This is a genomic window from Micromonospora narathiwatensis, assembly GCF_900089605.1.
Lineage (GTDB): Bacteria > Actinomycetota > Actinomycetes > Mycobacteriales > Micromonosporaceae > Micromonospora > Micromonospora narathiwatensis.
In genome coordinates this window covers 1,671,438-1,697,416 of the sequence record NZ_LT594324.1, presented here as the reverse complement: position 1 = coordinate 1,697,416, position 25,979 = coordinate 1,671,438, and the positions used below count along the sequence as shown (strand labels likewise).

Genomic DNA, 25,979 nt, shown 5'->3' with positions numbered 1-25,979 from the left:
CTCCCACTTCCTTGTGACAGAGACCAGCAGCGCGCAGGTTACGGGGAGGTTTCCAGCACGCCTGGTCATCCTGTCCCTCCCGGCTGCCCACGGCAATAGGAACAGCCGATTCGGCCACTGTCGGAGCGCATCGGTTGACGCCGGGGCCGGTACGATCCGGGCCCATGGCGCGGATCCGTTGTGACTTCTTCTCCGAAGCACTCGGCATGGGCACGTCGATGACCGTGCTGCTGCCGGAACGGGCGGCGGCCGGGATCGGCGTGGCGGGCCATGCCACCGTCGGCGACCCGCCGGTGCTCTACCTGTTGCACGGCCTGAGCGACGACGACACCATCTGGACCCGGCGTACCTCGATCGAACGGTACGTCGCCCCGCTCGGGCTGGCGGTGGTGATGCCGCAGGCCGGGCGGAGTTTCTACACCGACGAGACGCACGGCAACCGGTACTGGACCTTCCTCAACGAGGAACTGCCCGAGGTCTGCGGCTCGTTCTTCCGACTCTCCGCGCGCCGGGAGGACACCTTCGTCGCCGGCCTGTCGATGGGCGGCTACGGGGCGATGAGGTGGGCGCTGCGCGAACCGGGCCGGTTCGCCGCGGCGGCCAGCCTCTCCGGCGCGCTCGACGTCACCCGTCGGCGGGACCATCCGACCAGCCCGGTGAACCCGGCGGTGTGGCACACCGTGTGGGGTGACCGGGAGGTGTCCGGCACCGACGACGACACGGTGGCGCTGCTCGACCACGCCGGTGAGGATCTGCCGGCGCTCTACGTCGCCTGCGGCACCGAGGACTTCCTGTACGAGGACAACCTGCGCTTCGTCGACACCGCCCGCCGCCGCGGGGTGCCGGTCACCGTGGACTTCTCCCCCGGCGACCACGACTGGGCGTACTGGGACGCCAAGATCCAGGACGTGCTGGCCTGGCTGCCGCTGCGCCGCGACGGCTGAGGGTGAGCGGACCGCCGTGCCTCCGGGAGGGAGCCGGAGGCACAGCGGTGGCGGTCAGGCACGGACCCGCCGGGACGCCTCCCCTCAGGCGCGGTTCAGCACGACCTTGAGGGCACCGGTCTCGGCCGGCCGGGAGAAGACGTCGTACGCCTCGACGATCTGGTCGAGCGCGAACCGGTGGGTCACCATGTGCGCGGTGTCGAGCTGGCCCGCGACCAGCATGTTCAGCAGCGTCGGCGTGGTCCGGGTGTCGACCAGTCCGGTGGTGATGGTGACGTCGCGGATCCACAACCGCTCCAGGTGCAGCGTGGCCGGGCTGCCGTGCACGCCGATGTTGGCGACCCGGCCGCCGGGGCGTACCAGGGTGGTGCAGAGTTCGAAGGTGGCCGGGATGCCGACCGCCTCCATCACCACGTCGGCGCCGAGCCCGCCGGTGACCAGGCGGACCAGTTCGAGCGGGTCGTCGTCGGCGAGCACGGTCAGGTCCGCGCCGAACAGCTTGGCCGCGTCGAGCCGGCTCTGCGCCTTGTCGATGGCCACGACGTGGGCCGGCGAGTAGAGCCGGGCGGTCTGGATGGCGGCCAGCCCGATCGGGCCGGCGCCGACCACCACGACGGTGTCGCCGGGCCGTACCCGGCCGTTGAGCACGCCGACCTCGTACGAGGTGGGCAGGATGTCGGCCAGCAGCACGGCGGCCTCGTCGGCGACCGACTCGGGCAGCCGGTACGTGGACAGGTCCGCGAACGGGATGCGGGCGTACTCGGCCTGGACGCCGTCGACGGTGTGGCCGAGGATCCAGCCGCCCCCGCCGAGACACTGGCCGTAGACGCCCTCGCGGCAGTAGCGGCAGACGCCGCACGCGGAGATGCAGGAGGCGAGGACCCGGTCGCCCTCCTTGAGGTTGGCGACGCCGCCGCCGACCGCGACGACCGTGCCGACCGCCTCGTGGCCGAGCACCCGGCCGGCCTCGACCTCGGGCACGTCGCCGCCGAGGATGTGCAGGTCGGTCCCGCAGATGGTGACCGCGTCGACCCGGACGATCGCGTCGCGGGGGTCGGCGATGGCGGGATCCGGGATCTCGGACCAGGCCTTCTCACCCGGCCCGCCGTACACGAGTGCCTTCATGGCTCCTCCTAACGCCGTTGTCACCTCCCACGCTTCTCCAGGTGGGTGGGCGGCGGGCAGGGCCGGAGGGCCCGCCGGCCGGGACCGAGGTCCCGGCCGGCGGATCAGGCGCCGACGGTGCCGTCGATGGCCTCGCGGAGGAAGTCGGCGTGCCCGTTGTGCCGGGCGTACTCGTGCATCATGTGCAGCATCACCAGGCGCAGCGAGACGTCCTCGCCCCACCGGGCCTGATGACCGGTCACGTCCAACGACTCGGCCTCGCGCTCGATGCGCCGGGCGTGCTCGACCTCCCGCTGCCACGCGTCGAACGCCGCCGACCGGCTGGCCGTGCTCGCGTCGTACGCCTGCTGGAAGTCGCCGGTGTCGGACCAGACCAGCGGGATGTCCTCGCCGTTGATGACCCGGCGGAACCAGGTCCGCTCCACCTCGGCCAGGTGCCGGACCAGGCCGAGCAGGGACAGCGTCGACGGCGGCGACGACTGGCGGCGCAGCTCCTCGTCGGTGAGGCCCGCGCACTTCATGGCCAGGGTGGCGCGGTGGTAGTCGAGGAAGGCGCGCAGCGTCTCCCGCTCCCCGGCCAGCAGCGGCGGTCCGATCCGTTCGGTCTCCACAGGGGTCCTTCCACGCGGGCCGGCCCGGCCCGCTCGTCGCGGTTGGCAGAGATCCCCGCGGAGCCTAGGGCAGCGGTCACCGCAACGAGGACCGGGCCACCGGGAAGTCGAAGTAGGTGTCCGGGTACGGCTCGTCGACGTAGCGGTAGTGCCACCACTCCTGGGGATAGTTCTCGAACCCCTGCGCGGTCATCAGTCGTTCGAGCAGCGCCCGGTCGTCCCGGGCCGTCCCGGTGATCCGGGCGTCGGCGGTGTGGGCGCGCGGGTCGAAGCAGTCGAACCCGGTGCCCATGTCGACCGAGTTGTCCGGGAAGCGGCGCCCGACGGGCGCGGTGCAGGCGACCAGCGGCTGTCCGGGCACGTACCCGGGCTGCGCCGGGGTCGGCACCGGGACCAGGGTGAGGTCGAGGGTGCTGCCCCGGCTGTGCGCGGTGGGCGCGCCGATGTACCCGTCGGCGAAGAGCCGGTCCTTGGGCAGGTCGGGATAGAACTCGCCCTTCATCCGCTGCTCGCCGGGAAGCTTGGCCCAGGCGACGAACTCGTTCACCGCCCGCTGCGGGCGGTAGCAGTCGTACGCCTTGAGGCTGCGGCCCTGGGCGAGGGCGGCGGTCTGCGCCCGGTGCAGCGCCTCCGCCGCCCGACGGGTGAGCAGGCAGCGCGGTTCCGGGTAACCGGTGATCGGACGGCCGACGAAGTTGTGCGCGCTGGCGTACCGGATGTCGGTGCGGATGCTCGGGTCGACGTCGGTGATGTCGACGAAGTCGGCGGGGGCGCGGGGGCCGGTCGGTGTGGCCGACGGTGACGCGGACGGTGACAGCGACACGGACGGTGACGGCGGCACGGAGGGTGACGGCTGGGGGGTCGGCACCGGGCGCGGCGCGGGCCGCTCGCACCCGGCGGCGAGCGCGACGGCCGCGACGGCCAGCGCCGCCGCGCGGGCCGCCGTTCCTCTGCCGGTTCCCATCCTGCCGTGTCTACCAGCATCGGCGGGCCGCCGGACCGGCAACGCGGCGACGGCCCGACGGACGGTCAGCGGCCGAGGGTCTGCCGGAGGAAGGCCAGGGCCATCGCGTCGTCGTCGATGGCGCCCGCCTCGTGGCCGTTGTACCGCCACACCGCCAGCTCCTTCTCCCCCGCGTACGCGTTGACCGCGGCGTAGACCGTCGACGGGGGCACGATCTCGTCCATCAACGCGACGGAGAAGCGGGCGGGGACGGTGGCCCGCCGGGCGAAGGCGACCCCGTCGACGTAGCCGAGGGTGCGCAGCACCTGCTCCTCCCGGTCGCGGTGCACGGCGAGATAGTCCCGGATCTCCCGGTAGGGATGGGCGTCGGTGACCACGATCGCCCGTGGGATGTCACAGAGGAACGGCACGTACGCCACGACGGCCGCCAGGTCCGGCACCAGGGCCGCGACAGCCAGGGCGGTGCCACCACCCTGGCTCTGCCCCAGGACCGCCACCCGGGACGAGTCCACCACCGGGAGGCTCCGCGCGGTGTCCACGGCCCGGACCGCGTCGGTGAACAGCCGCCGGTAGTAGTAGCGACGCGGGTCCTCGATGCCCCGGGTCGCCACGCCCGGCGCCTCCGGGCCGGCCGCGGCCGGGTCGGGGGTGTCGCCCCGGCTCCAGCCGGAACCCTGGCCACGGGTGTCCATGTGCAGGTGGGCGAAGCCGGCGGAGGCCCAGAGCAGATTCTCCAGCGGGTGCCCCCGGCCACCGCCGTAGCCGACGTACTGGACCACCGTGGGAAGTGGGCCCTCGACGCCGCGCGGGACCCGCAACCACGCCTTCACCGGCTGCCCGGCGTAGCCGGGGAAGGTGACGTCGCAGACGTCGACCGTGGTCAGCGGGGTGGTCAGCGGGGTCACCTCGACGGATCCGCCGGACGCGCGGGCCTCCGCGACGGTGTCGGCCCAGAACCGGTCGAAGTCCTCCGGCTCCCGTACGTCGCTGCGGTAGCCGCGAAGCTCCGCCTCGGGCAGGTCGGTGTGCATGGGCCTCCTCAGCGCGCCGGGGTCAGGGTGAGGTCGGGGTGCGACCGGCGGGCCAGATCGGGGTACGGTCGGTGTCCACGGCCACGGCGTCGGTCACTTTCCTCCGCCCCGGCCGTTGACGCCGCGCCGTCGTCGGCGAAAGGCGCCTGGTGAATTTCCGGTAGGTTTCCGGAACTTGGAGGAACGCTAGAACGGCCCCGACTTGTCGTCAACCCCCTGTGGTACGGCAAGATGAGCGCGGGCCCGGGCAGGTGGTTACGCGGCTTCGGCGGCAGGGTTTCGGGCAATTCCGGCCGGTGAAGGAGACACGAGTGAGCGCGGACGACGAGCGCAGGGTGACCATCACCGCGATCGCGCAGGAAGCCGGTGTCTCCGTGCCCACGGTCTCCCGGGTGCTCAACGGACGCTCGGACGTCGCCCCCGGCACCCGGGAACGGGTCGAGGAACTGCTACGCCACCACGGCTACCGCCGCCGCGGCAGCCGTACCGTGCGCCGGGCCGACCTGCTCGACCTGGTCTTCAACGACCTGGACAGCCCGTGGGCCGTGGAGATCATCCGCGGCGTGGAGGACATCGGCCACGCCGCCGGGGTCGGCACCGTCGTCTCGGCGATCCACAGCCACTCCACCTCGACCCGGCAGTGGTTGCAGAACCTCCAGGCCCGCGCCTCCGACGGCGTCATCGTCGTGACCTCCCACCTGAGTCCGCCGGTGCACGCCCAACTGCGCCGCCTCAACGTGCCCGTCGTGGTGGTCGACCCGGCCGGCGTACCCGCCACGGACGTGCCCAGCATCGGCGCGACCAACTGGGCGGGCGGCCTCGCCGCCACCGAACACCTACTCGGGCTCGGGCACCGCCGGATCGGCTTCGTGGCGGGACCCACGCACCTGCTGTGCAGTCGGGCCCGGCTGGACGGCTACCGGGCGGCCCTAGAGGCGGCCGGCGCGCCGCTGGACGAGCGGCTGGTGCAGGCCGGCGACTTCTACCACGCCTCGGGCTTCGCGGCCGGGTCCGCCCTGCTCGGCCTCGACGACCCGCCCACCGCGATCTTCGCGGCCAGCGACCAGATGGCCTTCGGGGTGTACGAGGCCGTCCGCCGCCGGGGGCTGCGGGTCGCCGACGACGTGAGCGTGGTGGGCTTCGACGACCTGCCGGAGGCCCGGTGGGCGTCGCCGCCGCTGACCACCGTGCGGCAGCCGCTGGTCGAGATGGGCCGGCTCGCCGCCCGCACGGTGCTGCGCCTCGGTCAGGGCGAGGAGATCGAGGCGCCCCGGGTCGAGCTGGCCACCGAACTCGTGGTCCGGGACAGCTCCGCCGCTCGCCCCCAGTAGCCGTCCGGCTCGGCAGCGCCCGGGCCGGGCAGCTCCGCGGTCGGCCCGACGCCGGTCCGGCGCCGGCGCCACCACTGCGTTCCGGCGACGGCCGCCACGGCCACCGCGACCAGTGTGCCCAGCACCGCGGTCCGGTCCAGCACCGGTCGCAGCGGGGCCACGGAGACGCGTACGGGGGTGACGGTCGTGTCGCCGGCCGGCACCAGCCAGGGGTGGGTGTCGGTCACCGGGGGCAGGCCGTCGCGGAGCACGGTCACCCCGACCTGCCACCGGCCCGGGGCACGGATGTCGTCGACCGCCACCACCCAGCCGTCGCCGGTCCGGGTGACCGGGTGCACCGCCCGCTCCCCGTTCGGGCCGGTGAGCAGCAGCGACACTCCGGTGACCGGCCCGGGGGCCGGGCGGCGGGTGTCCTCGACGCCGACGGAGACGATGTTGCGGCCCGGCCGGTTGGGGCGTACGGCCACCGTGTCGACGAGGTCGGCGACCTGCCCGCTGACCTGGGGCACGGCCCGCCCGGCGTCGGCCACCGGAAACCCGGGGCCCCGACCGGGTCCGGCGGCGGCCAGCGCCCCGGCCAGTCCGAGGACGGCCACGAGCAGCCCCGCCTCGGCGCGCAGGCCCCGCCGGGGCAGGTCGCCGTGCCGCAGCCGTCGGGCGGTCCGCAGACCCAGCAGTCCCGCCGCCCCGACCGTGGCGACCTTGGCGAGTAGCAGCAGTCCGTACGGGGAGCCGAGCAGGGCGTCGACGGTCGCCACCTGCGGACCGGTGAGCAGCAGCCCGGTGAGCACCAGCACGGTGAGGCAGCCGGCGGCGAGCGGGGCGAAGGCGCGCAGCAGTGCACTCAGCTGGGCGGCCCGGTCGGCTGCCTGCCGGGCCGAGGGCAGGAGGGCGAGTACGGCGGCCACGACCGCGCCGGCCCAGCCGCCGGCCGCCAGCACGTGGACGCCGCCGACCAGTGCGGTACGCAGCGGGCCGCCCATCGGATGGCCGAGCAGGGCGGTGCCCGCGGCGGCGGCGAGCGCACCCGCCACGCCGACGGCGACGGCCACCGGGCCGGCTCCCGACCGGCCGGCGTCGCCCGACGGACCGGCCGATCCGGTCACCTCGGGCCGGAGCCGGTACGCGGCCCGGAGCACGACCACGAACACCAGCGCCGTGCCGACCTCACGGAGCAGCCAACGACCGCTGGTGAGCTGGTCGGCCAGGAGCCCCGACCGCACGCCGCCCGCCCCGGAGAGCTGTACGGCCAGTTGCAGCGGCGTGGCGACCAGGGCGAGCGCGCCCGCGTACCCGGCAACGGTGTGCAGCCGCCGGCGGAGCGCGGCGGTCGTGGGGTCGGGGCGGCGGACGCCGGTCCCGGTCAGCAGGGCCAGCGCGGCGCCGCCGAGCAGGACGGCGAGGCCGGCGAGGCCGAGCGCCCGGAAGGCGGTCTCCCGGGGGCCGGGACCGACGGGGCCGGCGGGGCCCGCGGCGGTGACCGGCCGGCCCACTCCGAAGACCAGGGTGCCGCTGGTGGTGTGCAGGTCGTCGGAGGAGAGGGTCCGCCAGGACACGTGGTAGGTGTTCGGCGGAAGCGCCGGCAGGCCGGCGACCAGGGTGACGGGCTCCTCGCTGCCGGCGTCCGGGGCGGCTGGTCCGCCGTCCTCGCCGCGCAGCGCCAGCCCGTTGACCGCCCAGTGCCGGCCGTCGCCGTCGACCAGGGTGATCCGGGCGGCGGACAGCTCCACGTGCTCGGTGAAGGCGAGAACGAGCGTCTCGGGCGCCCGATCGAGCACCGCGCCGTCGCTCGGCGCGCTGCGCAACAGGTACGCGTGCGCCTGCGCCGGGGTGGGTCCGAGCAGCACGGTCAGGCCCGCCACGGTGAGGGCGGCGAGGAGACGGCCCGGTCGGCGCATACCGCTCACCGCACCGGTACGTGGGCCAGGCGGCGCTGGCCCGAGGTGATCTCGATCTTGTCGCCGCGCTTGATGGCGCTGTCGTTGTTCAGGTAGAGCAGGTAGTAGCTCTGGCCGGGGCGCAGCTCGTGGCCCTGCTTCATCAGCGCCGCCCGCCAGGCCAGCTTGCCCGAGCGCTCGTTGCGCAGCCGGGGCGGGTGCTTCGTGTCGTTCTGGAAGGCGGACGCCTTCTGGGTGTCCAGCACCACGTAGCGCAGTTCGACCAGGCCGCCGTCACCGACCACGGCGGCCTGGGTGAAGCGGATGCCCAGGGCGGCCTCCAGTTGCCCGTCGTGCGGTACGGCGTAGCCCTGCCGGGCTTCGGCGTGACCGCCGAAGCGGACGATCGACACCGTGACCAGCGCCAGCACGAGCAGCGGGAGCACCACCCGGCCGAGGCGGGGACGCGGGATGCGGAACGGGATCGCGACCATCGTCGGACTCCTCGGGGACGGTGGGGGCCGGGCACGCGCCCGGCCCCCACGGAGCGGCTCAGGGTGCGGTGTAGCGGGTGGAGGCGTAGTTGTCGAAGCTCAGCGACCCGCTGGTGGTGGTGGCGGTACGGGCGACCATGCCCAGCGTCGCCGACTCCACCGTGTAGCCGCTGGTGTCGCCGGTCAGGGTGCCGACCGTGACCGTGCCGACCTTGAGGGTGGCGGAGCCCGCGGTGGCCGACGTCCAGTCCAGCCGGATCGTCCCGCCGTTCGCGTTCGCCCACGGGGTGTACGCCCACCCCGCCGGACGCAGCAGCCCGAGCCGGAACTGGTTGACGCCGTTGCCGCGCTGATACTGCACCACGGCGAGGGGGTTGCCGGAGGCGTTGCGCAGCTGGTGGACGGTGACCACGGCGGTCTGCGGGTTGAACGTGCCGAGGGTGACGTCGGCCTTGGTGTGCATCGTGCGCTCGGCGGCCGGGGTGTCGTCCAGGACGTAGCCGACCGTGCCGGCGACCAGTTGGCCGGAGCTGACCGACACCGTGCCGAACACCTGCGACCAGGCGCTCGTGCCGTTGCTGAACCCGTCGGAGAAGATCGCGTCGGGCGGGTCGACGTTGACCGTCACCGCGCCGGCCGTACCCCAGTGGCCCAGCGCGTCCCGGGCCCGAACCCACAGCGTGTGGTTGCCCCTGCTGAACCCGTTGAGGGCGATCGTGCCGGAGACGGCGCTGCCGCTGACCGTCATCGGGTGGCCATGGCCGACGCCGGGGTCGGTGCCCTCGTACCACTCGGCGTCGGTGACCGCCGAGACGTCGGTGGCGGTGGCGGTCAGGGCGAGCACCGCCGCCCGGGCGGTCGGGTTCGGGGTCGCGGTGACCGCGGTGACCACCGGCCCGGTCCGGTCCAGGACGAAGGTGACCGCGGCCAGCGGACCCCAGTTCCCCGCCGAGTCGCGGGCGTGCACCAGTACCCGGTGGGTGCCGTCGGCGATCCCGGTCAGCTCGCTCAGCGGCAGCAGCCCGTAGGTGTTCTCGGTGGCGCTGTTGAACGATCCGTCCAGGGCCAGGAAGGTGAACCCGGTGCCGTCCGCCCCGCCGACGTCGAGGAAGCCCTCCGCGCCGGCGATCGTCGAGTGCACCCCGCCCCCGGGCGGGTCGGTGAACGCCGCGTTGATCCGCAGACAGGTCGGATCGGACGTCGAGCCGGTACGGCCGTCGGTGACGGCGGGGTCCACCGCCGCCGAGAGCAGGGTCGGCACGGTCCGGTCCACCACCAGGTCCACGCTCGCGTACGGACCCCAGAAGCCGAACGAGTCCCTGGTGTGCGTCAGCACCGTGTGCCGGCCCTCGGCCAGGGCGGCGGCGACCAACGCCGGGATGCTGCCGGACTCGGCGCTGACCGCCGTGCCCGGGTTGGCCAGGGTGAGCGGGGTGCCGGTGCCGCTGGGCCCGGTGGCGTCCACGAAGTACTCCGCGTCGGTGACCGTGCCGCCCAGGCCACGGTCGTCGCCGGTGGCGGAGATCGCGATGCCGCCGGTGCCGCCGGTCGGGTTCGGGCTGAGGGTCACACCGGTGGTGACCGCGCCGGTGACCGCGAGGTTCAGCGTGGCGCTGCCGACCACGCCCCAGTTGCCGGCCGCGTCGTGGCCGCGTACCCAGACGGTGTGCCTGCCCTGGGTGAGGGTGCCGAGCAGCTCGCCGGGGAGGACCGCGGTGGCCCCGGTCACGGTCGGCCCGGCGCCGAAGCCGGCGGCGGCGAACGGGATGCCGGTGCCCTCGGCGACCCGCAGGTCGTCGACGACCGCCTCGGCCCGGTCCACCACCGAGTTGCCGTTGCGGGCGTCGCTGAAGTCGGCGGTGACGGTGATCGTGTTCAGCACGCTGGCCGGGTTCGGTGCGACCCGGACGTTCGCCGAGGTCGGGCCGACACGGTCACCGCTGGCCGGCGGCGGGTTGGTGTCCAGGAAGGTCAGCATGCCGCCGAAGGCCTGCTGCGGGCTGACCCCGTTGACCGTGCTGCCGTAGCGCTGGCCGGCGTTGTTGAGCTGCCCGCCGGACTCGAGCAGCGCGAAGCGCCGACCGTCCGGCCCCGCCGGCACGCCGACCACGGCGTCGACCGCCTGTCCGGGTTGCAACGGCAGGGTCACCGCCGCCTCGGGGTACGCGGCCGGCCGGGCGTCCTGACCGACCACCGCCTGGTCCAGCCCGAGCAGGGTCATCGGGTGCGGTTGCAGCCCGGCGGCGACATAGCGCAGCAGCACCGTGCGGCCGACGTCGGTGGCGACCACGGCGGTCTCCGGAAACGCCTTGCCGTTGATCAGGCGGTACTTCGGGGCGTACGCGCGCAGGTCGTAGGTGCGCGGGGCGGCGTTGAAGGCCGGGTCGACCTCGGTGAGCACCAGCACCGCCTCGTCGTCGTAGATCGAGGCGGTGTCCCCGTACGCGCTGGGCCGCCCGCCGACCGCCGGGGCGCGGACCACCAGCGCGCCGACCAGGCCCATGGCGACCTGTCGGGCCCCGTACCCGGTATGGCCGGCCTCGTAGAGGTAGGTGCCGGGGCGGGCCGCGGTGAAGGTGTAGGCGCGGGTGCCGCCGGGGGTGGCGCCGGTGCGGTCCGGGGCGAGCCCGGTGACCGCCGGGAACGCCAGCGACAGGTTGTCGGTGAGTCCGTTGTGCACGGTGATGGTCACCCGGTCGCCCTGGTCGACCACGAGCACCGGGCCGGGCAGGGTTGCCGGGGCGGCGTCGGTCGAGGCGAAACCCCAGATCGGCACCGGGGCGGCGGCGCCGGGCAGCACCACCGAACCGGGCTTGGCCCACAGCTCACAGGTCGCGGTGCCGGCGGCGAGCTGGCAGCCGGTCTGCGGCAACGTGCCCTGCGGCGGTCCGGGCGGCCCGGCGAGGGTCGCCGGCGCCCGGCCGGTGGGTGCCGCCGCGAGCCCGGCGGATCCGGCGGCGACCGCGAGCGCGGTCGATCCCCGGACGGATCCGGCGGCGTCCCGTGGTGCGGCAACCGCTGGGGCCGGGCCGAGCGCCAGCAGCGCCGCCGCGAGCCCGGCGACCAGCCGAGGCGTACGGATCGGTGTCATCGTCGCCCTCCCCTGCCGTGTCACGCCGGACATCCGGCGGGCGGGTCGATGCGGATCAGCGTCATCATTCCGCCGAAGCTCGCCCCGTAGTTGGTGGCCTGTTCCAACGCGTGGCTGTGCGCGACGTGGTAGTACTCGCCGCACTGGTTGTTCTGCACCACGCCGGGCGGCAGCTCGCCCTGCTCACCGCCGAGGTACGGGTTCTCCGCGAACCAGGTCTCCGGACCGGGGCCGACGATCTGGTCCTGCAACGACGGCAGCGGCACCGGGATCGGGTTGGTGCTCGGGTTCCAGTGCTCGGCGTCCTGCCAGACCATCAGGGTGTCCACGGTCTGCCCCGGCGCGACGTCGATGAGGAAGTTGGAGAACGAGAGGTCCTGCCCGCCGGGGCCCTGCGCCGGCCGGCCGTCCCGGGCGATCAGCTGCTCGTCGCTGCCGTGCGGGTGGAACGGGTAGCTGACGGAGCCGGCGTTGAGGTAACGGATCAGCGCCGGCTTCGGGTTGTGCACCGGGTCGTACGGCTGGATGTGGATCAGCGCCCCGTACGGCTGGTCGGGCAGCCAGTCGGCGTGGTTGGGGGCGAGGGTGTCCGGCATGCTGCGCCCGTTGATGGTGAAGTACCTGGCCTTGTACTTCGTGAAGTCGTAGGCCCGCTTGCGCTCGACGGCCAGGTGCAGGTCGGGGTCGATCTCGCCGAGCAGGTAGAGGTACTCGTGGTCGGTGTCGAACGCCGAGTCGGCCCGGTCGTTCTCCCGGTCCGGGTGGCCGACCGGGCGCACCACCAGCGCCCCGTAGAGGCCCATCTGCACCTGCTTCTGCACGTCGGTGCCGGACTGGTAGAGGTAGGTGCCGGGCGGGCCGGCGGTGAAGGTGTAGGTGACCGAGCCGTTGCCGGCCGCGGCGGTGGTGGTGAGCGAGGTGAGGGTGCCGCCGGCGTCGGTCTCCGGCTGGGCCGGCTGCCCGTCGGCGAGCACCTGCGCCTGCCCGGGGAAGGTGATCGAGGTGGGTTCCGGCAGGGTGTTGTGCAGCACGACGGTGACCCTCACCCCGGAAGTGACGCAGAGCGTCGGGCCGGGCAGTTGAAACTCGCCGCCGCTGGCCGCGTAGCTCCACATGTAGATGGTGTTGCCGTCCGGCATGCCCGCGTATCCGCCGGTCGCGGTGAGGTCGAAGGCGTTGTCGCGGGACGTGAGGCACTCCAGGCCGGCCGGCGGGCTGGCGGCGACCTGCTCCGGCCCGGGGACGAGGAGCACGGCGACGATGGCCGCGACGAGCGGCACCGCGCTCAGCCGCTTCCACCGGCCGTGGTCGAGACGAAGCATCGGTACCCCCATCTCAGGCGTTCGCCCGGGTCTGCGCCGGGAGCGTGCCGGGCGGCGAGATCCGGATCTCGGTCAACTGCCCGCCCCGTCCGCCACCGGCGTTGGCCAGGGACATCAGGTCGCGGTCGTAGAGCAGGTACGTGCCGGCCTCGGGCACGGTGAAGATGACGTCGCGGCTCTCCCCCGGCCCGATCTCGACGGTGCTGGTCACCTGGTACTCGGCGCTGCCGTCGCGGCCGCGCAGCAGCGCGGCGTCCTTGCCGACCACCAGCAGGTCGACGCCGTCCACGGTGAGGGTGTGGTTCCAGTAGCCAAGGTTGGCCAGCCGCAGCAGCACCCGCTCCCCCGCGTTCGCCGTGATCAGCGAGGAGACCGGCTGGTAGCGCAGCCGCCCGGCGGCGGGGCTGAGCGGGTCGCCGTTGGGGGCGAGGGTGTCCGGGTAGCAGCGACCGTTGAAGGCGAAGAAGGACGGCTTGTAGTCGGTCCAGTCGGTGGTCTGGATGTGCGCGTCGCGGTAGTGCGCCTCGGCCCACACCTCGGTGAGCATCAGCGCGAACTCCCGGTCGTACCGGGTGCTGCCGTCGCCGTCGTTGTAGACGTACCTCCCGGGCGGGACGTCGGCGGTGCCGGCGTTCTGGGTGGGCCGTACGTAGACGATGCCGGTCATGCCCATCTGCACGTGCTCGACGTCCTCGAAGTGGCAGTGGTACATGTAGGTGCCGGCGTCGTGCGGCCGGTAGAAGTAGGTGAACTCGCGGCCGATCGGCACCGAGATGGACAGCTCCGGCACGCCGTCGAAGAGCGGGATGGCGTTGCGGAAGCCGTGCCAGTGCACGGTGTGCCCGTCGACCAGGTCGGGGCGCTGGGCCAGGCCGAGATTGGTCAGCTTGATCTTGATGTCGGTCTCCTGGTCGAAGCCGAGCAGCGGGGCGGTGATCTGCGCCCTGCCGCGCTGGGCGGTGACCTCGGTGGCCGACAGGCCGGTGACGTCGCGGAAGCCGAAGACGTACAGGTCGGCGTTGGGCGGGGCGAGCGGGTCGGGCCAGAACGGGCTGATCGCCGGGGAGCCCTGCGGCATGGAGACCCAGCCGTCGGTCGCCGCCAGGTGCAGGGTCGCGGTCGGGTTGGGCACCGCGCGCGGCAGCACCGCGGCCGGGCGGCGCGGCTGGGCGTCCGAGCCGCTCTCCGGCAGGACCGCCCAGGTGCCCAGACCGGTGACGCCGGCCAGCAGGGCACGCCGGCTGATGCTCCGCTGCCGTACGGGATCGGTCACGATCTCCTCCTCGCGGGTGGGACGGGCGGGGTACGCGGGCGGCCGGCCCGCGCCGGCCGCCCGCGGGCGGTCAGGACAGTTCGTCGGCGCCGGCGTCGGGACGCGTGGTGCTGCGGGCCTGGCCGTCGATGTCGACCGTCGGGGCGGTGACGGTGAACGTGCCGTAGGTGCGGGAGAGCACTCCCAGTGCGCGCGCCGACGAGGTGGCGTCGGCGAGGTGCCAGTCACCCATCTCGGTCAGCGGGACCTCCTGGAGCACGATCACCGCCTGCCGGAACGACGGGAAGGTACGCGAGGTGAGGATCTGCACCGACACCGGGAACGGTCTGCGGAACCGGGGGTCGACGCCGACCCGGTTGGTGCCGGCGAGCGCGGTGCCGGTGGTGTCCTGGAGCACCGAGTTGGTCGGGGTCAGCGGCCCCACCCCGTCGGCCGAGCCCATGTCCCAGTGCCGAACGGTGTCCCCGGCCGGGGCGCCGCCGGCGCCGATGCCCTTGACGTACTCGCCGGTCCACTCGCCGGCCCGGTTGTCCCAGAACACGTTGTTGAACAGCTTCGGCTTGCTGAAGTTGGGCGAGTCGGCCGGCAGGGTGGCCTGCAACTGAGTGCTGTTGGCGGTGGTGGACAGGCCGGCGGGGGCGGCGCGGCCGTTGCTGGTGGCCGCGGTCGCGGTGGTGATGTTGCCCGCGACGGTGTTGTTGACGAACCGCACGTCCGGCGCGTCGTCGAGCGCGATCCCGCCGCCCTCGTGGGTGGAGATGTTGTCGACCAGCATGTTGTTGGTCACCGAGATCGGCACGTTGCCGGCCTGGAGCAGCCGGACACCGCCGCCGTCGTCGTTGGCCAGGTTCGCCTCCACCAGGTTGGCGTCGATCTGCACCGCGCCCGTGCCGGGCGACAGCTTCGTCGGGTCCGACGGCAGCTCACCGGCGACCATGACGCCGCCACCCTCGTCGTACGACTGGTTGAGCCAGATCCGGTTGTTCGCGATCCGGCCGTTGTACGACAGGCCGTAGTGGCTGACTCCGCCGCCGTACTCGGCCGAGAAGTTGCCGCAGATGGCGTTGTGGTCCACCGAGTACGCGTTGCTGCCGGCGAAGATGCCGATGCCGCCGGCCAGGTTGGTGCCACCGTTGTCCCGGATCTGGTTGCGGGAGACGGTGACGTGGTCGTTGCTGGTGTTCAGGTAGGGGGTGCCGATCCGGATCGCGCCGCCGTACGAGCCGCTGTTGGCGACGATGACGTTGTCGGTGATCCGGGTGTAGCGGGCCGCGCCGTGCAGGTAGATGCCACCGCCCTGGGTCACCACCGCGCCCGGCGCGCCGTACGGGGTGCTCACCCCGCCGGTCCACTGGTTGACGTTGCCCGGGAAGTCGGACTGGTTGCCGCCGGTGATCCGGAAGCCGTCGATGGTGACGGCGTTGCCCGAGCTGAACTGTCCGGGACGGGCCAGCACGGTCACCACCGCGCCGTCCGGCACCGCCGCCGGCCCCGCGTGCGGGAGGGACGCGACCAGGTTCAGCCACGCCGTACCGGCCGGGCTGTCGATGCCGAACGCCCGGCCGTCGAGGATCGACCCGGCGACGACCGTGCCGTCGGCGTACCGGCCGCCCGGGCCGACGCCCTGCAGCCGCGCCGAGGAGTGCACGATCACGTTCTCCAGGTACGCGCCGGCCGGGTTGTCCGGGCCCGGGGTGTTCGGCCAGACCGCCACGACCCCGATGCCGCCGATGGTGGCCGCCGCCTCCAGCGCCGCCTGCACGCTGGAGTAGGTGGTCTCCCCGGTGCGTACCGCGAAGGCGGGCGGCTTGACCTGGAACAGCCGGGGGTTGTTCGCACCGCCGATGCCGCTGCCGGTCGTGGCGCCAAGGATCTGGAAGGTGAGGCCGTTGACCGTCTCCCGGCCGTTGGCGGCGGTGACGCTCACCTCCGCCGGGCCGACCGAGCCGCCGGTGACGGTGACCTCGATCTTCCGGTCGGACCAGGAGTTGACGGTCACCGTCGGGGAGGTGCCGGCCGAGGTGAACCGGACCGCGCTGCCCGGACCGCGGACGCCGAACCCGATGCCGGTGATGGTGACCCGGCGGTCGGTGTCGGTGCTGCGCAGGAACGGCCGGGAGACCGCGAACAGCTGCGGGTCGTCCCCGGCCGGGTCGCACTGCACGGCGCCGAGCTGGCCGGAGCCGGGCGAGATGCCGACCGCGGCGACCGCGGTGGGCGCGGTGTCGGTCACCGTGTAGAGGCCGGGCCATGCCTGGAAGTTGGTGCCGATGGTGCGGTAGCGGGGGTTGTAGTTGCCGTTGAGGTGTCCGGGTTGGCCGGGGTCGTTGCCGACGAAGCGGTACATGTTCGGGCAGGGCCCGGCCGGCAGCGGACAGTTGTACGTGCTGGTCGAGGGCTCGATCGCCTCGTACATGCCGTTGAAGTCGGTGTCGACGGTGTCCACCAGGCGGCCGGCCCAGTCGTACAGGCCGACCGGGAGGTTCGGGATGCCCTCGGCCTCGCCGTAGTTGACGCTGCGCCTGTCGTGGCTCAGGCCGAGGTCATTGATCACCAGCCCCCAGAAGTGGGTGGGCAGCGGCACCGGGGTGAACAGGTTGAAGTTGGGCGCGCTGGTCTGCCCGGCCCGGACCTCGACCAGCTTGGTGTCGCAGAGCGGGCGCCGCTGGCCTTCGAACGGGCTGCCGCCGCCGTCGAGGAAGGCGGGGTCGGTGACGTGCACCTCGTGCAGGGCGCCGGCGCAGGACGAGTTGATGCCGTTGCCCTGCGACGGCGGCTCGCCCGGGTCGGGCTGCGGGTCGGGTGGCGCCGGCTGCTCGGTCGCCTGGTCGGGCGAGGGCGGGAAGTTCTCCTGGGGCAGGTAGCCGTCGCCGTCGAAGACGTTGACGTCCTCCTCCCGGGTCGGCAGGTACATCGACCCGCCGCCGACCGGGTTCTCGCCCAGCTCCACCGACACCAGGTAGTCGTCGGGCACCAGCGGCTGGGTCTGGCCGTCCGGCAACGGAGCGTACAGCGGCAGGTCGTGATCGGGGCCGGGGTTCGCCGGGTCGCCCGGCGGAATCAGGTTCAGCCTGGAGTCGGCGAACGCGTAGTTGCCGTTGACGGTCTGCCCGAAGTTGGCCGGGTCGTTGTCGGTCGGCGCGGCCTGGAAGCCCATCATCGGCGCCTCGACGCACATCTGGTTCGCGTCGGTGCCGAAGTCCGGCAGGGCGAGCTGGTCGGTCAGCGGGCGCCCGTCGAACATCCGCGCGGTGCAGCCACGTCCGGGCTGCCAGGTCTCCGAGGTGTACGCGTCGTTGAGTTCCGGGCCCTTCTTCAGCGCGCCGTCCTCGTCCCGGACCGGGTCCCCGTTCTCGTCGCGGACCACCGCGTACAGGTGGACCCCGAGGCCGGGGATGCCCGGCTGGTACGGCTCGGTGACCGCGTACGCCGGGTCGAGTTCGTTGCGGGTGGTGTCGTAGGTGACGGTGCCGGCGATGCCGCCGTTCTCCGTCCCCCGGTACGGCTGCACACCCCAGTCCACCCGACCGGCCAGCCCGATGATCGGCAGCACGTCCACGTCGACGGCCGCGCCGAGCAGCGTGGTCGGGGTGGGGTCGTTGGGCGCCTGGTAGGTGATGCCGGTGGTGCGGTAGCGGGTGTGGAACGCCTCCAGCACCAGCCACTTGCTCAACGGGTACACCTCCTTGATGGCGTAGCGGCCGTTGCTGTCGGTGACCACGCTGTTGGTGCCCTGGTCCATCAGGGAGTTGTCGCGTTCCTTGACCACCACCGGGAAGCGGGGCACGCCCTTCTCACCGGGGTCCTGCCGGCCGTTGCCGTTGGTGTCCACGAAGACCGTGCCGGTGATCTCGGTGAACCAGCCCGCGAGGGGCTTGGTGCCGACGTCGACAGTCTTCCCGCCGCTGACCGTGACATTGAACGAGTCGAGCAGCATCTCCTGCGGGCCGTCCCAGAGGGTCAGCTGGTAGTCACCGTCGGGCACGTGCGGGATGCGGAAGGAACCGTCGGCGGCACCCCGGTCCAGGTAGATCATCTGGTCGCCGTCGCCCAGGTCGGACAGGGCCACCCAGGGCCGGGACACCGGGCCGGCGATCTTCCCGCCGGCCACCCCGGTCTCCGGCACCGTCACGCCGCCCTGCCCGCCGATGTACGTGTAGACCTGCACCACGGTGCCGGTGATCGCGCCGGTGGCGGTGCCGGTGAGCGCCTTCGGGGAGACGAAGCCGAAGTCCACGTACGGCACCGGCTCGCCGCCGAGGCTCTGCTCCGTGTCGTAGCCGGTGTCGTTCTCCTGCACCCAGACGTCCCAGTCGTGGCCACCCTCCAGCGTGGTCGTCTGCACCCAGCTCTGCCCGCTCGGGGCGACGACCGAGGCGGCGTACCGGTTCGGGCCGAGGTTGGGGATGACGATGTCGCCGTTCGCGTCGCTGCGGCAGCCGGTGGACTCCTCGGCGATGACCGGACTGCCGTCGTCGAACACGACCTGCCCGGCCGGGTGCCTCGCGTCCGGCGCGGTGTGCTCGTACTCGGTGCAGAGCGGGTTGCCGTAGTAGTCGACCGTCACCTCCCCCATCACGTCGGCGAGGTGGGCGGTGAAGCCGGCCAGACCCCGCTCGGCACCGACCTCGTAGGTGCCGTCGACCGGGACGCTGTCCTCGAAGATCCGCAGCCGGACCGTGCCGAGCGGCAGCGGGTACGGCTGCATGCCGACGGTCACCGCGGTGGTCCGGCCCGGGGTGACCGTGAAGTGCTCACCGTCGATCTTGTAGCCGTCCGCGGTCACCGAGATCAGGTAGCGGCCGGCCGGCAGGCCGTCCAGCGGCGTACCACTGGCGAGCGTGGCCCGGTCACCCTGCGCGACCACCGGCACCGCGCCCGGGGTGTTGCGGATGGACGGCCAGCGGCAGTGGTCGGCGAAGTCCGGCGCGCTGGCCACTCCGGCCCGGGCCGGCAGGCAGTGCGACAAGGCGTCGTGCGGGTCGCCCGTGTCGTCCGCCGTGATCATCCATCGGTAGTCGGTCACCGGGTCGCCCTGCTGGATCTGCGGGGCTGCCCCGACGGTCCGGGCGCTGACCACCTTGAGGGTGATCCCGCCCGTGGTCGGCTCGGCAGCGGCCGAACCCGGCGGTACGACGATCCCGACGATCAGCAGGCAACTGGCGGACACGAACCAGCGCGGCCAGACGGAACGGCGCGGCATGCCCTCACCCCCTCGGTCAGCGGCGAACGGCCACAGTGGTAGGCGGCCGGGCTGGTGTGAGGAGCATGGGCGGCACCGCCGCACCGACGACGGTTTATGACAGCGCCGTCATGCGACCGTCATCCGGTCGCCGACCCCCTGTGTCGGAACCGCGACAGAAACGCACCCCGTTCGGCGGTGGCGGTAACGAACACGAGGCGCGCTTCATAGGGACACCAGAAAGTCACCGACGGCTGTGGGGGCACGGTGGGGCGAGTACTGGTGATCGAGGACGACGAGCGGCTCGGACGGTTGGTCGCCCGGGCACTGGAGGGCGGTGGCCTGCTGACCGAGCGGGCGTCGTCCGGCACGGCCGGACTGGACGCGGCGCTGCGCCGGGACTTCGACCTGGTGGTCCTGGACCTGATGCTGCCCGGCATGGACGGCCGTCAGGTACTGGACCGGCTGCTTCAGCGGCGACCCGAGCAGCCGGTGCTGGTGCTGTCCGCGGTGCCGGAGATCAGCGCCCGGGTAGCGGTGCTGGAGGCGGGCGCGGCGGACTTCCTCGGCAAACCGTTCGCGGTCGCCGAGCTGGTGGCCCGGGTACGCGCCCGGATGCGCGGGACGCCGACCGGGGACTCGGGCCGGTGGCTGCGGGTCGGGCCGGTGCGGCTGGACCTGCATCGGCGCCAGGCCACCGTCGACGGGGTGCGGGTGGACCTGCCGCTGCGCGAGTTCCTGCTGTTGCAGCACCTGATGAGCCGGGCCGGCCGTCCGTGCAGCCGCGAGGAGCTGCTCGCCGACGTGTGGGGCCTGCACTTCGACCCGGGAAGCAACGTGGTCGACGTGTCGGTCCGCCGGCTGCGCGGCCGGCTGGACCGGCCGGACCGGATCGAGACGGTACGCGGCGTGGGCTATGCGTACGTCGTCGACTGACCGGCTGCTGGCCCACCTGTGGATCGTCTTCACCGCGATCAACGTGGCACTCATGTGGTTCCTGCCCGGGCAGGAGACGGTGCCGTTCCACCTGGTCTGGATCAGCCTGGCCCTGGTCTACGGCTTCACCACCTGGCCGTTGTCCGGGATGGTGGCCGCGCTGGTGGCGGTGACCACCACGACCGGCGTGATCCTGGCCCACCACGCGGCCGTCGGCGAGATCCGCTGGGAGGAGACCGCCGAGGAACCGCTGATGACGGTGATCTTCGTGGTGATGGCCTGGCACGTGCACCGCCGGCACGTGCTGCTGCACGAGATGCGCCGCATCGGCGAGGCCGAGCGGGACCGGGCGCACCGGCAGGAACTGCTGGTCCGGCTCGCCTCGCACGAGCTGCGTACGCCACTGACCATCGCCCGCGGCTACACCGAACTGCTGCGTACCACCCACGACGATCCGCCGACCCTGGCGGACACCGCGGTGGTACTCGACGAGCTGGACAAGGCGACCCGCATCGCGCACCGGCTGCTCACCCTCGTGCAACTGGAGCAGCAGCATCCGGTGCGCCCGGTCGACCTGGACCTCGAACTGGCCCGGATCGCCCGGCGCTGGGCGCCGACCGCCGACCGGGACTGGTCCTGCCGGTCGGGGATCGGGCTGACCCGGGTCAACCCGGAGCGGTTGGAGGCCGCGTTGGACTGCCTGATCGAGAACGCGGTGAAGTTCACCGGCCCCGGGGACCGGATCGCGCTGGTGGGCCGCCGGGACCCGGCCGGCTGGACGGTGGAGGTGATCGACTCGGGAGAGGGCATCCCGCCGGAGGCCGTACCCGACCTGCTCGCCGGGCGGCCCGGTCGTCCCACCGCCACCGGCACGGGTCTCGGCTGGGCCATCGTCGGTGCGGTGGCCGCGACGCTCGACGGTCGGATGACCGTCGGCGGCGGGCCGGGCGGCGGCGCCCGGGTCGGGCTGTGGGTTCCCGAACCCGCCCCGCCCGGACCGGCCCGCCCGGAACCGGTCCGCGCGGAGCCCGCCGACGGACCGATCAGGCTGACCTCGGGCTGACCGGGCCGGCCGAACCGAGCGCGGGCGGGGCGGCGGCTCAGTGGGCCTTGCGCGGCGCGCCGGCGGCCAGCCAGACGCCCGCCACGATCGCGCCCGCCGCGAGCACGACGAGCGGGATCCAGTACCCGCCCACGGAGAGCGTCTCGCGGAACGCGGTCGCCCCGACGACCACGCCGGTCACCGGCTCGGTGAGGGTGAGCGCGGTCAGCGGGGCGGCGATCCGCCCGCTCTGGAACGCGTTCTGGTTGACCTGCACGCCGACCAGCGAGACCACCACCAACGCCGCCAGCCGCGGGTCCGTGACCAGCTCGAACAGGTCGCCGTTGAAGCGGGTCACCACCGCCTTGATCAGGGCCGAGGACAGGCCGTACAGGATCCCGGTGGCCACGCCGAGCAGCGCGCCACGGGCCGCGCCGGTGGTCGGCCGGGCCGCCGCCAGGCAGGCGCCCACCGCGCCGCCGGCCCCGCCCGCCACCCACCACCACGAGCTGGCGGCCGGGTCGTCGATCCCCGCCGACGGGGCCGCGGTGGCCAGGAACGCGGCCAGGCCCGCCGTGCCGAGCAGGGTCGCCACCAGGTCACGGCGTTGCACCGGCCGCCGGGTCCAGGCGGCCTCGATCAGGATGGCCATGAACAGCCCGGTGGCCAGCAACGGCTGCACCACGGCCAACGGGCCGTGCCGCAGGGCCACGGCCTGGGCGAGGAGGGCGCCCAGGCTCGGCGTCCAGCCGAGCTGCCAGGACCGGGTACGCAGCAGCCGCCACAGCAACCGCAGATCCCACGCCCGCCGTGGCGGCTGCCGCTTCGCCGCCCGCTGCTGAATGGTGGTGGAGAGCGCGTAGCAGAAGGCGGCGACGAGCGCGGTCACCACCGCGATGGTCACCGGGCCACGTCCCGGTGCCCGCCGAGCGGGCCGACGGTCCAGCCTTGGCTCCGGCACTCGGCCAGCAGCCGGGGCAGGGCGGCCAGCCCGGCCCGCCACGCGCCCGACGCGGCGGTGCACGAGGAGTCGTGCAGCAGGATCGTGCCCCCGCCGGAGAGTCCCGCCCGGACGGTGTCGTACACCGTGTCGGCGGTCGCCGTGGCGGTCCAGTCCCGGCCCCAGGAGCTCCACAGCACCGGCTCCAGCCCCAGCCGACGCGCCGCCACCAGGGCGGCACCGGTCAGCAACCCGTACGGCGGGCGCAGGAACCGGGGCGTCCGGCCGGTCACGGCGGTGATCAGCGCGCGGGCGCGGGCCAGGTCGCGTACGGTGGCCGCCGGCCCGCGCAGCAGCAGGTTGTCGTGCCGCCAGCCGTGCACCGCCACCTCGTGACCGGCGGCGACGATGTCCCGTCCGAGATCGGGCGACCGCTGCAACATCACGCCGAGCAGGAAGAAGGTGGCCCGGACCCGATGCTCGGCCAGCACCTCCAGGAACCCGGGGGTGGACTCCGGGTCGGGGCCGTCGTCGAAGGTGAGCGCGACCCGATCCGGTGGACCGAGGCCGTGCAGCCCGGGGAAGAACCGGCGCCGGACGGCCGGCAGCGCGGTCACCGCCGGCGCCAGGTGCAACGCCGGCAGCGTCGCCGCCGCGGCCCAGCGGGCCCGGACGGGACCACCGCTCACCAGGGACCGCCGGAGGACTGGAGCAACGCGGCGACCACCGCCGCCGCGTCCCCGACCGAGTCGACGAGGGCCCGCCGGCCACGCTCCTCTCCCCCCACGCTCTCGGCCCGGCTCGCCGCCTCGGCGACGACGCTCGCCGGGTCGAGCCACGGCTCGGCCGGGTCGACGCGGACCGGGCGTCCGGGCACCCGGGCGCCGCGCTCACACCGAGGGTCGCCGGTCAGCGCCGCCAGCACCGGTCCGAGCTGGTCGCGGTCGGGTACCCACCGGGTCAGGCCGGACCGGGCCAGGACCGAGGCGTTCGCCCGCCCGTGCCCCGGGATCGGGCGGTACGTCACCACGGGCACCCCGCAGGCGAGCGCCTCCTGGCAGGTCAGGCCGCCGGCGTTCTCCACCACCACGTCCACCGCGCGCATCAGCGTCGGCATGTCGTCCACCCAGCCGAAGACGTGCTGATGCTCGGCCCGCAGCTGCTGCCGCAGCGCCTCGTTGCGCCCGCACACCACTACCGGTCGTACCCGGCCGGTCGCGGCGACCTCCGCCACCGTGGCCCTGAGTTCCCCGGCGCCCCAGGCACCCGCCACGATCAGGGCCAGGCGCTCGTCCGCGGGCAGCCCGAAGCGTTGCCGGGCGAGCCGGCGGTCGACGGCCGCCGGGGTGGTGAAGGCCGGGGACACCAGCGGCTGGACCACGGTGACGTCGATGTCGTCCGCCGCGCTGGCCGGATACACCTCCGCGTGCCGCACCGCGCAGTAGGCGTCCACGCCCGGGGAGTGCCAGGTGGGATGGAGGACGAAGTCGGTCACGTAGGTGATGAGCGGGACGTTCAGCCGCCCCTGCCGGCGTAGCGGACCGAGCAGCTGGTTGGCGAACGGATAGGTCGTCACCACCACCCGGGTGTCCGGGGGGATGGCGTGGCGCATCCGGTGACGGACCGGCCGGAGCAGCAGCCGCAGCACCGAAACGGAGAACTGGGACCGGTTGCCGAGCGCGAACAGCACGTCGTATCCCCACGGGAGCCAGCGCAGGATGCCCCGGTACATCTCCTTGAAGGCCCAGTGCGCCGGGCGGGGCAGCACGTCCAGAAAGTTGAGCCGGTCCACCACGAAGCCCCGGCCGCGCAGCCGTCGCGTCAACTCGGCGGCGGCCGCGTCGTGACCGCCGCCGACATCCGCGGAGACCACGACGATCCGTCCCGGGGCTTCCATGTCGCGGCGCATACCCAGAGTCGTGCCGTCCACGCCGGGTGCCGGTCAGACGGCGCGTCGGCGCACCAGCAGCCGCAGCGCCACGTACCCGGGCAGCACCGGCAGCCAGAACGTGGCGAGCCGGTAGATCAGCACCCCGGCGACCGCGGTGCCCGCCGGGACCCCGTAGAGCAGCAGGCCGGAGACCAGCGCCGCCTCGGTGGCGCCCAGCCCGCCGGGAGTCGGCGCGGCGGTGGACACCCCCTCGCCCACCACGGACACCAGCACCACCGGGGCGACCAGGGCCGGCTCGGCGGGCAGCCCGACGGCGAGCAGCGAGAGCCAGAGCGCGGTCGCGTACGCCAGGGTGAGCGCCACGTCGACGGTCAACAGCCGCGCCACCCGCCCGCTGCGGGCCAGCGAGCGCAGCGCGTCGAGCGCCTGCCGACCGGCGTGGCGGGCGCGGGCCCGCCAGCGGGGCGTGCCGATCGCGATGCCGGCCAGCACCAGCAGACCGAGCCCGACGAGCAGCACCACCCAGCCCCGGCCGGCGACCGCGGCGCGCAGGTGCTCCGTCGAGCCCCGCGCGAAGGGCAGCAGGACGGGCAGCAACACGGCGACGGCGAGCACGCCGGCCACCCGGTCGACGGCGACGGCGGTGGCCGCGACCGGCAACGGCAGGCCCTTCCGGCGCAGGTAGCGCAGGGTGAGCGCGAACCCGCCCACGGCGCCCGGGGCGACCCGGTTGACGAAGGCGGACGCCACCTGCACCGACACGGTGGTGCCGAGGGGGATCCGGCCGGCCGCGGCGAGGCGCAGCGCGAGGGCGCTGAGCGGGTACGTCGCCGCGGCCGCCAGCAGGGTGCCCGTCACCGCTGCCGGGTTGGCCCGTCCCAGCGCCCGCACCGCCAGGGCGAACTGGCCGGACTCGGCCACCAGGAGGTACCCCAGGACGCCGAGCATGACCAGCAGGAACAGGCCCCGGCCGGTGAACCGGACGACCCGGACGGTACGCACGGGGCGGCCCGGGCAGCGGTGGGCGATCTCGGCGCGGAGGTCGTCGAGCAGGCCCGGCCGGGTGGCCGACGTCTGCCGGGCGGGCCGGGACAGCAGCGCGGGTTGCAGCCAGGGCAGGCTGTCGGCCACCGCCGCGGCACCCAGGTGGTCGACGGCGGCGGCCACGGTCGGGCGTACGCCGGCCAGCCCGGCGAGCGTGACCAGCGGCTCCACCAGGTCGCGGGCGCGCTGCTCGGGGCTGGCCCGGTCGGTGCCGGCGGCCAGCGCGACGAGCCGGGCCGTGGAGTCGGTCACCAGCACATTGGCACCGCGCAGGTCACGGTGGGCCAGCCCGGCCCGGTGCAGCAACGCGACCTGCCGCCAGACGTCGGCGAGCGCGTCCGCGCCGAGTTCGTCCGGGTGCAGTGTGTCCAGCGGCCGGCCCGGCACGAACTCCTCGACGATCAGCCCCTCCCCGGCCGGCCCGGCGGCCTTGGCCAGCAGGCGCGGCACCCGGACACCGGCAAGCCGGGCACGCCGCAGCAGGCACGCCTCGTGCCCGGTCTTGCGCACCGCGCCGCGGTACGCCGGCTCGTCGTCGAGGTGGCGGTAGCGCAGCCGCCGACGCCACCGGCGCAGGCGTCCCGCGTCCCGCTGCCGGCCGGCGGACAGCTTCACGAACAGGTCGCGACCGTCGGCGGTGGTGACCCGCCAGGGATGCGACCCGCGACCATCGCCGGGCAGCGGCGCGACGGCGTTTACCGGCACGCCCCGGTCGGCGAGGAGCTGGCGGACCCGCACGGCGGAGCCGGCCCCGCCGCTGTCCCGCATGCTCCGACCATAGGGTGATTCCGCCGTCCGCCGGGCGGCAACAGCACCGGTCCGCCCGGCGGGCGCCGGCGCGGCGGCCGGCGCCCGACGGGAACGCCCTGGGGCGCCGGGCG

Annotated in this window: 18 protein-coding genes; 4 read left to right on the top strand and 14 right to left on the bottom strand. The window is 73.9% G+C overall.

Annotated elements, in window-relative coordinates:
* The first annotated feature begins 164 nt into the window (after positions 1-164).
* A complete protein-coding gene (locus GA0070621_RS07640) occupies positions 165-944 on the top strand; it encodes an alpha/beta hydrolase (protein ID WP_091192641.1) in 780 nt (259 codons plus the stop codon).
* 84 nt (positions 945-1,028) lie between these two features.
* Here the strand turns inward: GA0070621_RS07640 and GA0070621_RS07635 are convergent, their stop codons facing one another.
* From GA0070621_RS07635 to GA0070621_RS07620, 4 genes are all read right to left on the bottom strand, one after another.
* Positions 1,029-2,069: an alcohol dehydrogenase catalytic domain-containing protein gene (locus GA0070621_RS07635; protein ID WP_091192639.1), complete on the bottom strand. Its 1,041-nt coding sequence runs from the start codon at positions 2,067-2,069 to the stop codon at positions 1,029-1,031.
* A gap of 104 nt (positions 2,070-2,173) precedes the next feature.
* A complete protein-coding gene (locus GA0070621_RS07630) occupies positions 2,174-2,680 on the bottom strand; it encodes a DinB family protein (RefSeq protein WP_091192638.1) in 507 nt (168 codons plus the stop codon).
* 76 nt (positions 2,681-2,756) lie between these two features.
* Complete coding sequence (locus tag GA0070621_RS07625; RefSeq protein WP_091192636.1) at positions 2,757-3,644, bottom strand: M15 family metallopeptidase; 888 nt, start codon at positions 3,642-3,644, stop codon at positions 2,757-2,759.
* 65 nt (positions 3,645-3,709) lie between these two features.
* Entirely contained in the window at positions 3,710-4,675 is a 966-nt protein-coding gene (locus GA0070621_RS07620; protein ID WP_091192635.1) for an acetylxylan esterase, read from the bottom strand.
* A gap of 311 nt (positions 4,676-4,986) precedes the next feature.
* On the opposite strand from GA0070621_RS07620, the gene GA0070621_RS07615 reads away from it, so the two are divergent.
* Complete coding sequence (locus GA0070621_RS07615; protein WP_091192633.1) at positions 4,987-6,006, top strand: LacI family DNA-binding transcriptional regulator; 1,020 nt, start codon at positions 4,987-4,989, stop codon at positions 6,004-6,006.
* On the opposite strand, the gene GA0070621_RS07610 is transcribed toward GA0070621_RS07615, so the two are convergent.
* From GA0070621_RS07610 to GA0070621_RS07585, 6 genes are all read right to left on the bottom strand, one after another.
* Positions 5,922-7,904 (bottom strand): copper resistance CopC family protein, encoded by a 1,983-nt coding sequence (locus tag GA0070621_RS07610; RefSeq protein WP_091192632.1) that lies wholly within the window; start codon positions 7,902-7,904, stop codon positions 5,922-5,924. The two genes, GA0070621_RS07615 and GA0070621_RS07610, sit on opposite strands and share 85 nt — an antisense overlap.
* 5 nt (positions 7,905-7,909) lie before the next feature.
* Complete coding sequence (locus tag GA0070621_RS07605) at positions 7,910-8,377, bottom strand: hypothetical protein (RefSeq protein WP_091192631.1); 468 nt, start codon at positions 8,375-8,377, stop codon at positions 7,910-7,912.
* A 58-nt stretch (positions 8,378-8,435) separates the two neighbouring features.
* Positions 8,436-11,468 carry a multicopper oxidase domain-containing protein gene (locus GA0070621_RS07600; protein WP_091192630.1) on the bottom strand — a complete coding sequence of 1,011 codons (3,033 nt, stop codon included), beginning with the start codon at positions 11,466-11,468 and terminating at the stop codon, positions 8,436-8,438.
* A gap of 20 nt (positions 11,469-11,488) precedes the next feature.
* Positions 11,489-12,790, bottom strand: a complete 1,302-nt coding sequence (locus GA0070621_RS07595) for a multicopper oxidase domain-containing protein (RefSeq protein ID WP_167666688.1) — start codon at positions 12,788-12,790, stop codon at positions 11,489-11,491.
* Between the two features lie 13 nt (positions 12,791-12,803).
* A complete protein-coding gene (locus tag GA0070621_RS07590) occupies positions 12,804-14,063 on the bottom strand; it encodes a multicopper oxidase domain-containing protein (protein WP_091192627.1) in 1,260 nt (419 codons plus the stop codon).
* 70 nt (positions 14,064-14,133) lie between these two features.
* Positions 14,134-19,266 carry an IPT/TIG domain-containing protein gene (locus GA0070621_RS07585; protein ID WP_091192626.1) on the bottom strand — a complete coding sequence of 1,711 codons (5,133 nt, stop codon included), beginning with the start codon at positions 19,264-19,266 and terminating at the stop codon, positions 14,134-14,136.
* A 261-nt stretch (positions 19,267-19,527) separates the two neighbouring features.
* Between GA0070621_RS07585 and GA0070621_RS07580 the strand changes: the two genes are divergently transcribed.
* Positions 19,528-20,181, top strand: coding sequence for a response regulator transcription factor (locus GA0070621_RS07580; RefSeq protein WP_167666687.1), 654 nt, complete (start codon positions 19,528-19,530; stop codon positions 20,179-20,181).
* Positions 20,162-21,244: a sensor histidine kinase gene (locus GA0070621_RS07575; RefSeq protein WP_091192622.1), complete on the top strand. Its 1,083-nt coding sequence runs from the start codon at positions 20,162-20,164 to the stop codon at positions 21,242-21,244. The genes GA0070621_RS07580 and GA0070621_RS07575 overlap by 20 nt, the downstream gene beginning before the upstream one ends.
* A gap of 37 nt (positions 21,245-21,281) precedes the next feature.
* Here GA0070621_RS07575 and GA0070621_RS07570 read toward each other — a convergent pair whose 3' ends face one another.
* Genes GA0070621_RS07570 through GA0070621_RS07555 form a run of 4 tightly spaced genes read right to left on the bottom strand, consistent with a single transcriptional unit; the run spans position 21,282 to position 25,866 of the window.
* On the bottom strand, positions 21,282-22,127 hold the full coding sequence (locus tag GA0070621_RS07570) for a DMT family transporter (protein ID WP_091192620.1): 846 nt from the start codon (positions 22,125-22,127) through the stop codon (positions 21,282-21,284).
* Entirely contained in the window at positions 22,124-22,852 is a 729-nt protein-coding gene (locus GA0070621_RS07565) for a polysaccharide deacetylase family protein (protein WP_091192619.1), read from the bottom strand. The genes GA0070621_RS07570 and GA0070621_RS07565 overlap by 4 nt, the downstream gene beginning before the upstream one ends.
* The gene (locus GA0070621_RS07560; RefSeq protein WP_091202151.1) at positions 22,849-24,060 is read right to left on the bottom strand and encodes an MGDG synthase family glycosyltransferase; all 1,212 of its coding nucleotides are present in this window, start codon (positions 24,058-24,060) and stop codon (positions 22,849-22,851) included. The genes GA0070621_RS07565 and GA0070621_RS07560 overlap by 4 nt, the downstream gene beginning before the upstream one ends.
* A gap of 45 nt (positions 24,061-24,105) precedes the next feature.
* The gene (locus GA0070621_RS07555; protein WP_091192617.1) at positions 24,106-25,866 is read right to left on the bottom strand and encodes a lysylphosphatidylglycerol synthase domain-containing protein; all 1,761 of its coding nucleotides are present in this window, start codon (positions 25,864-25,866) and stop codon (positions 24,106-24,108) included.
* Positions 25,867-25,979 lie beyond the last annotated feature (113 nt).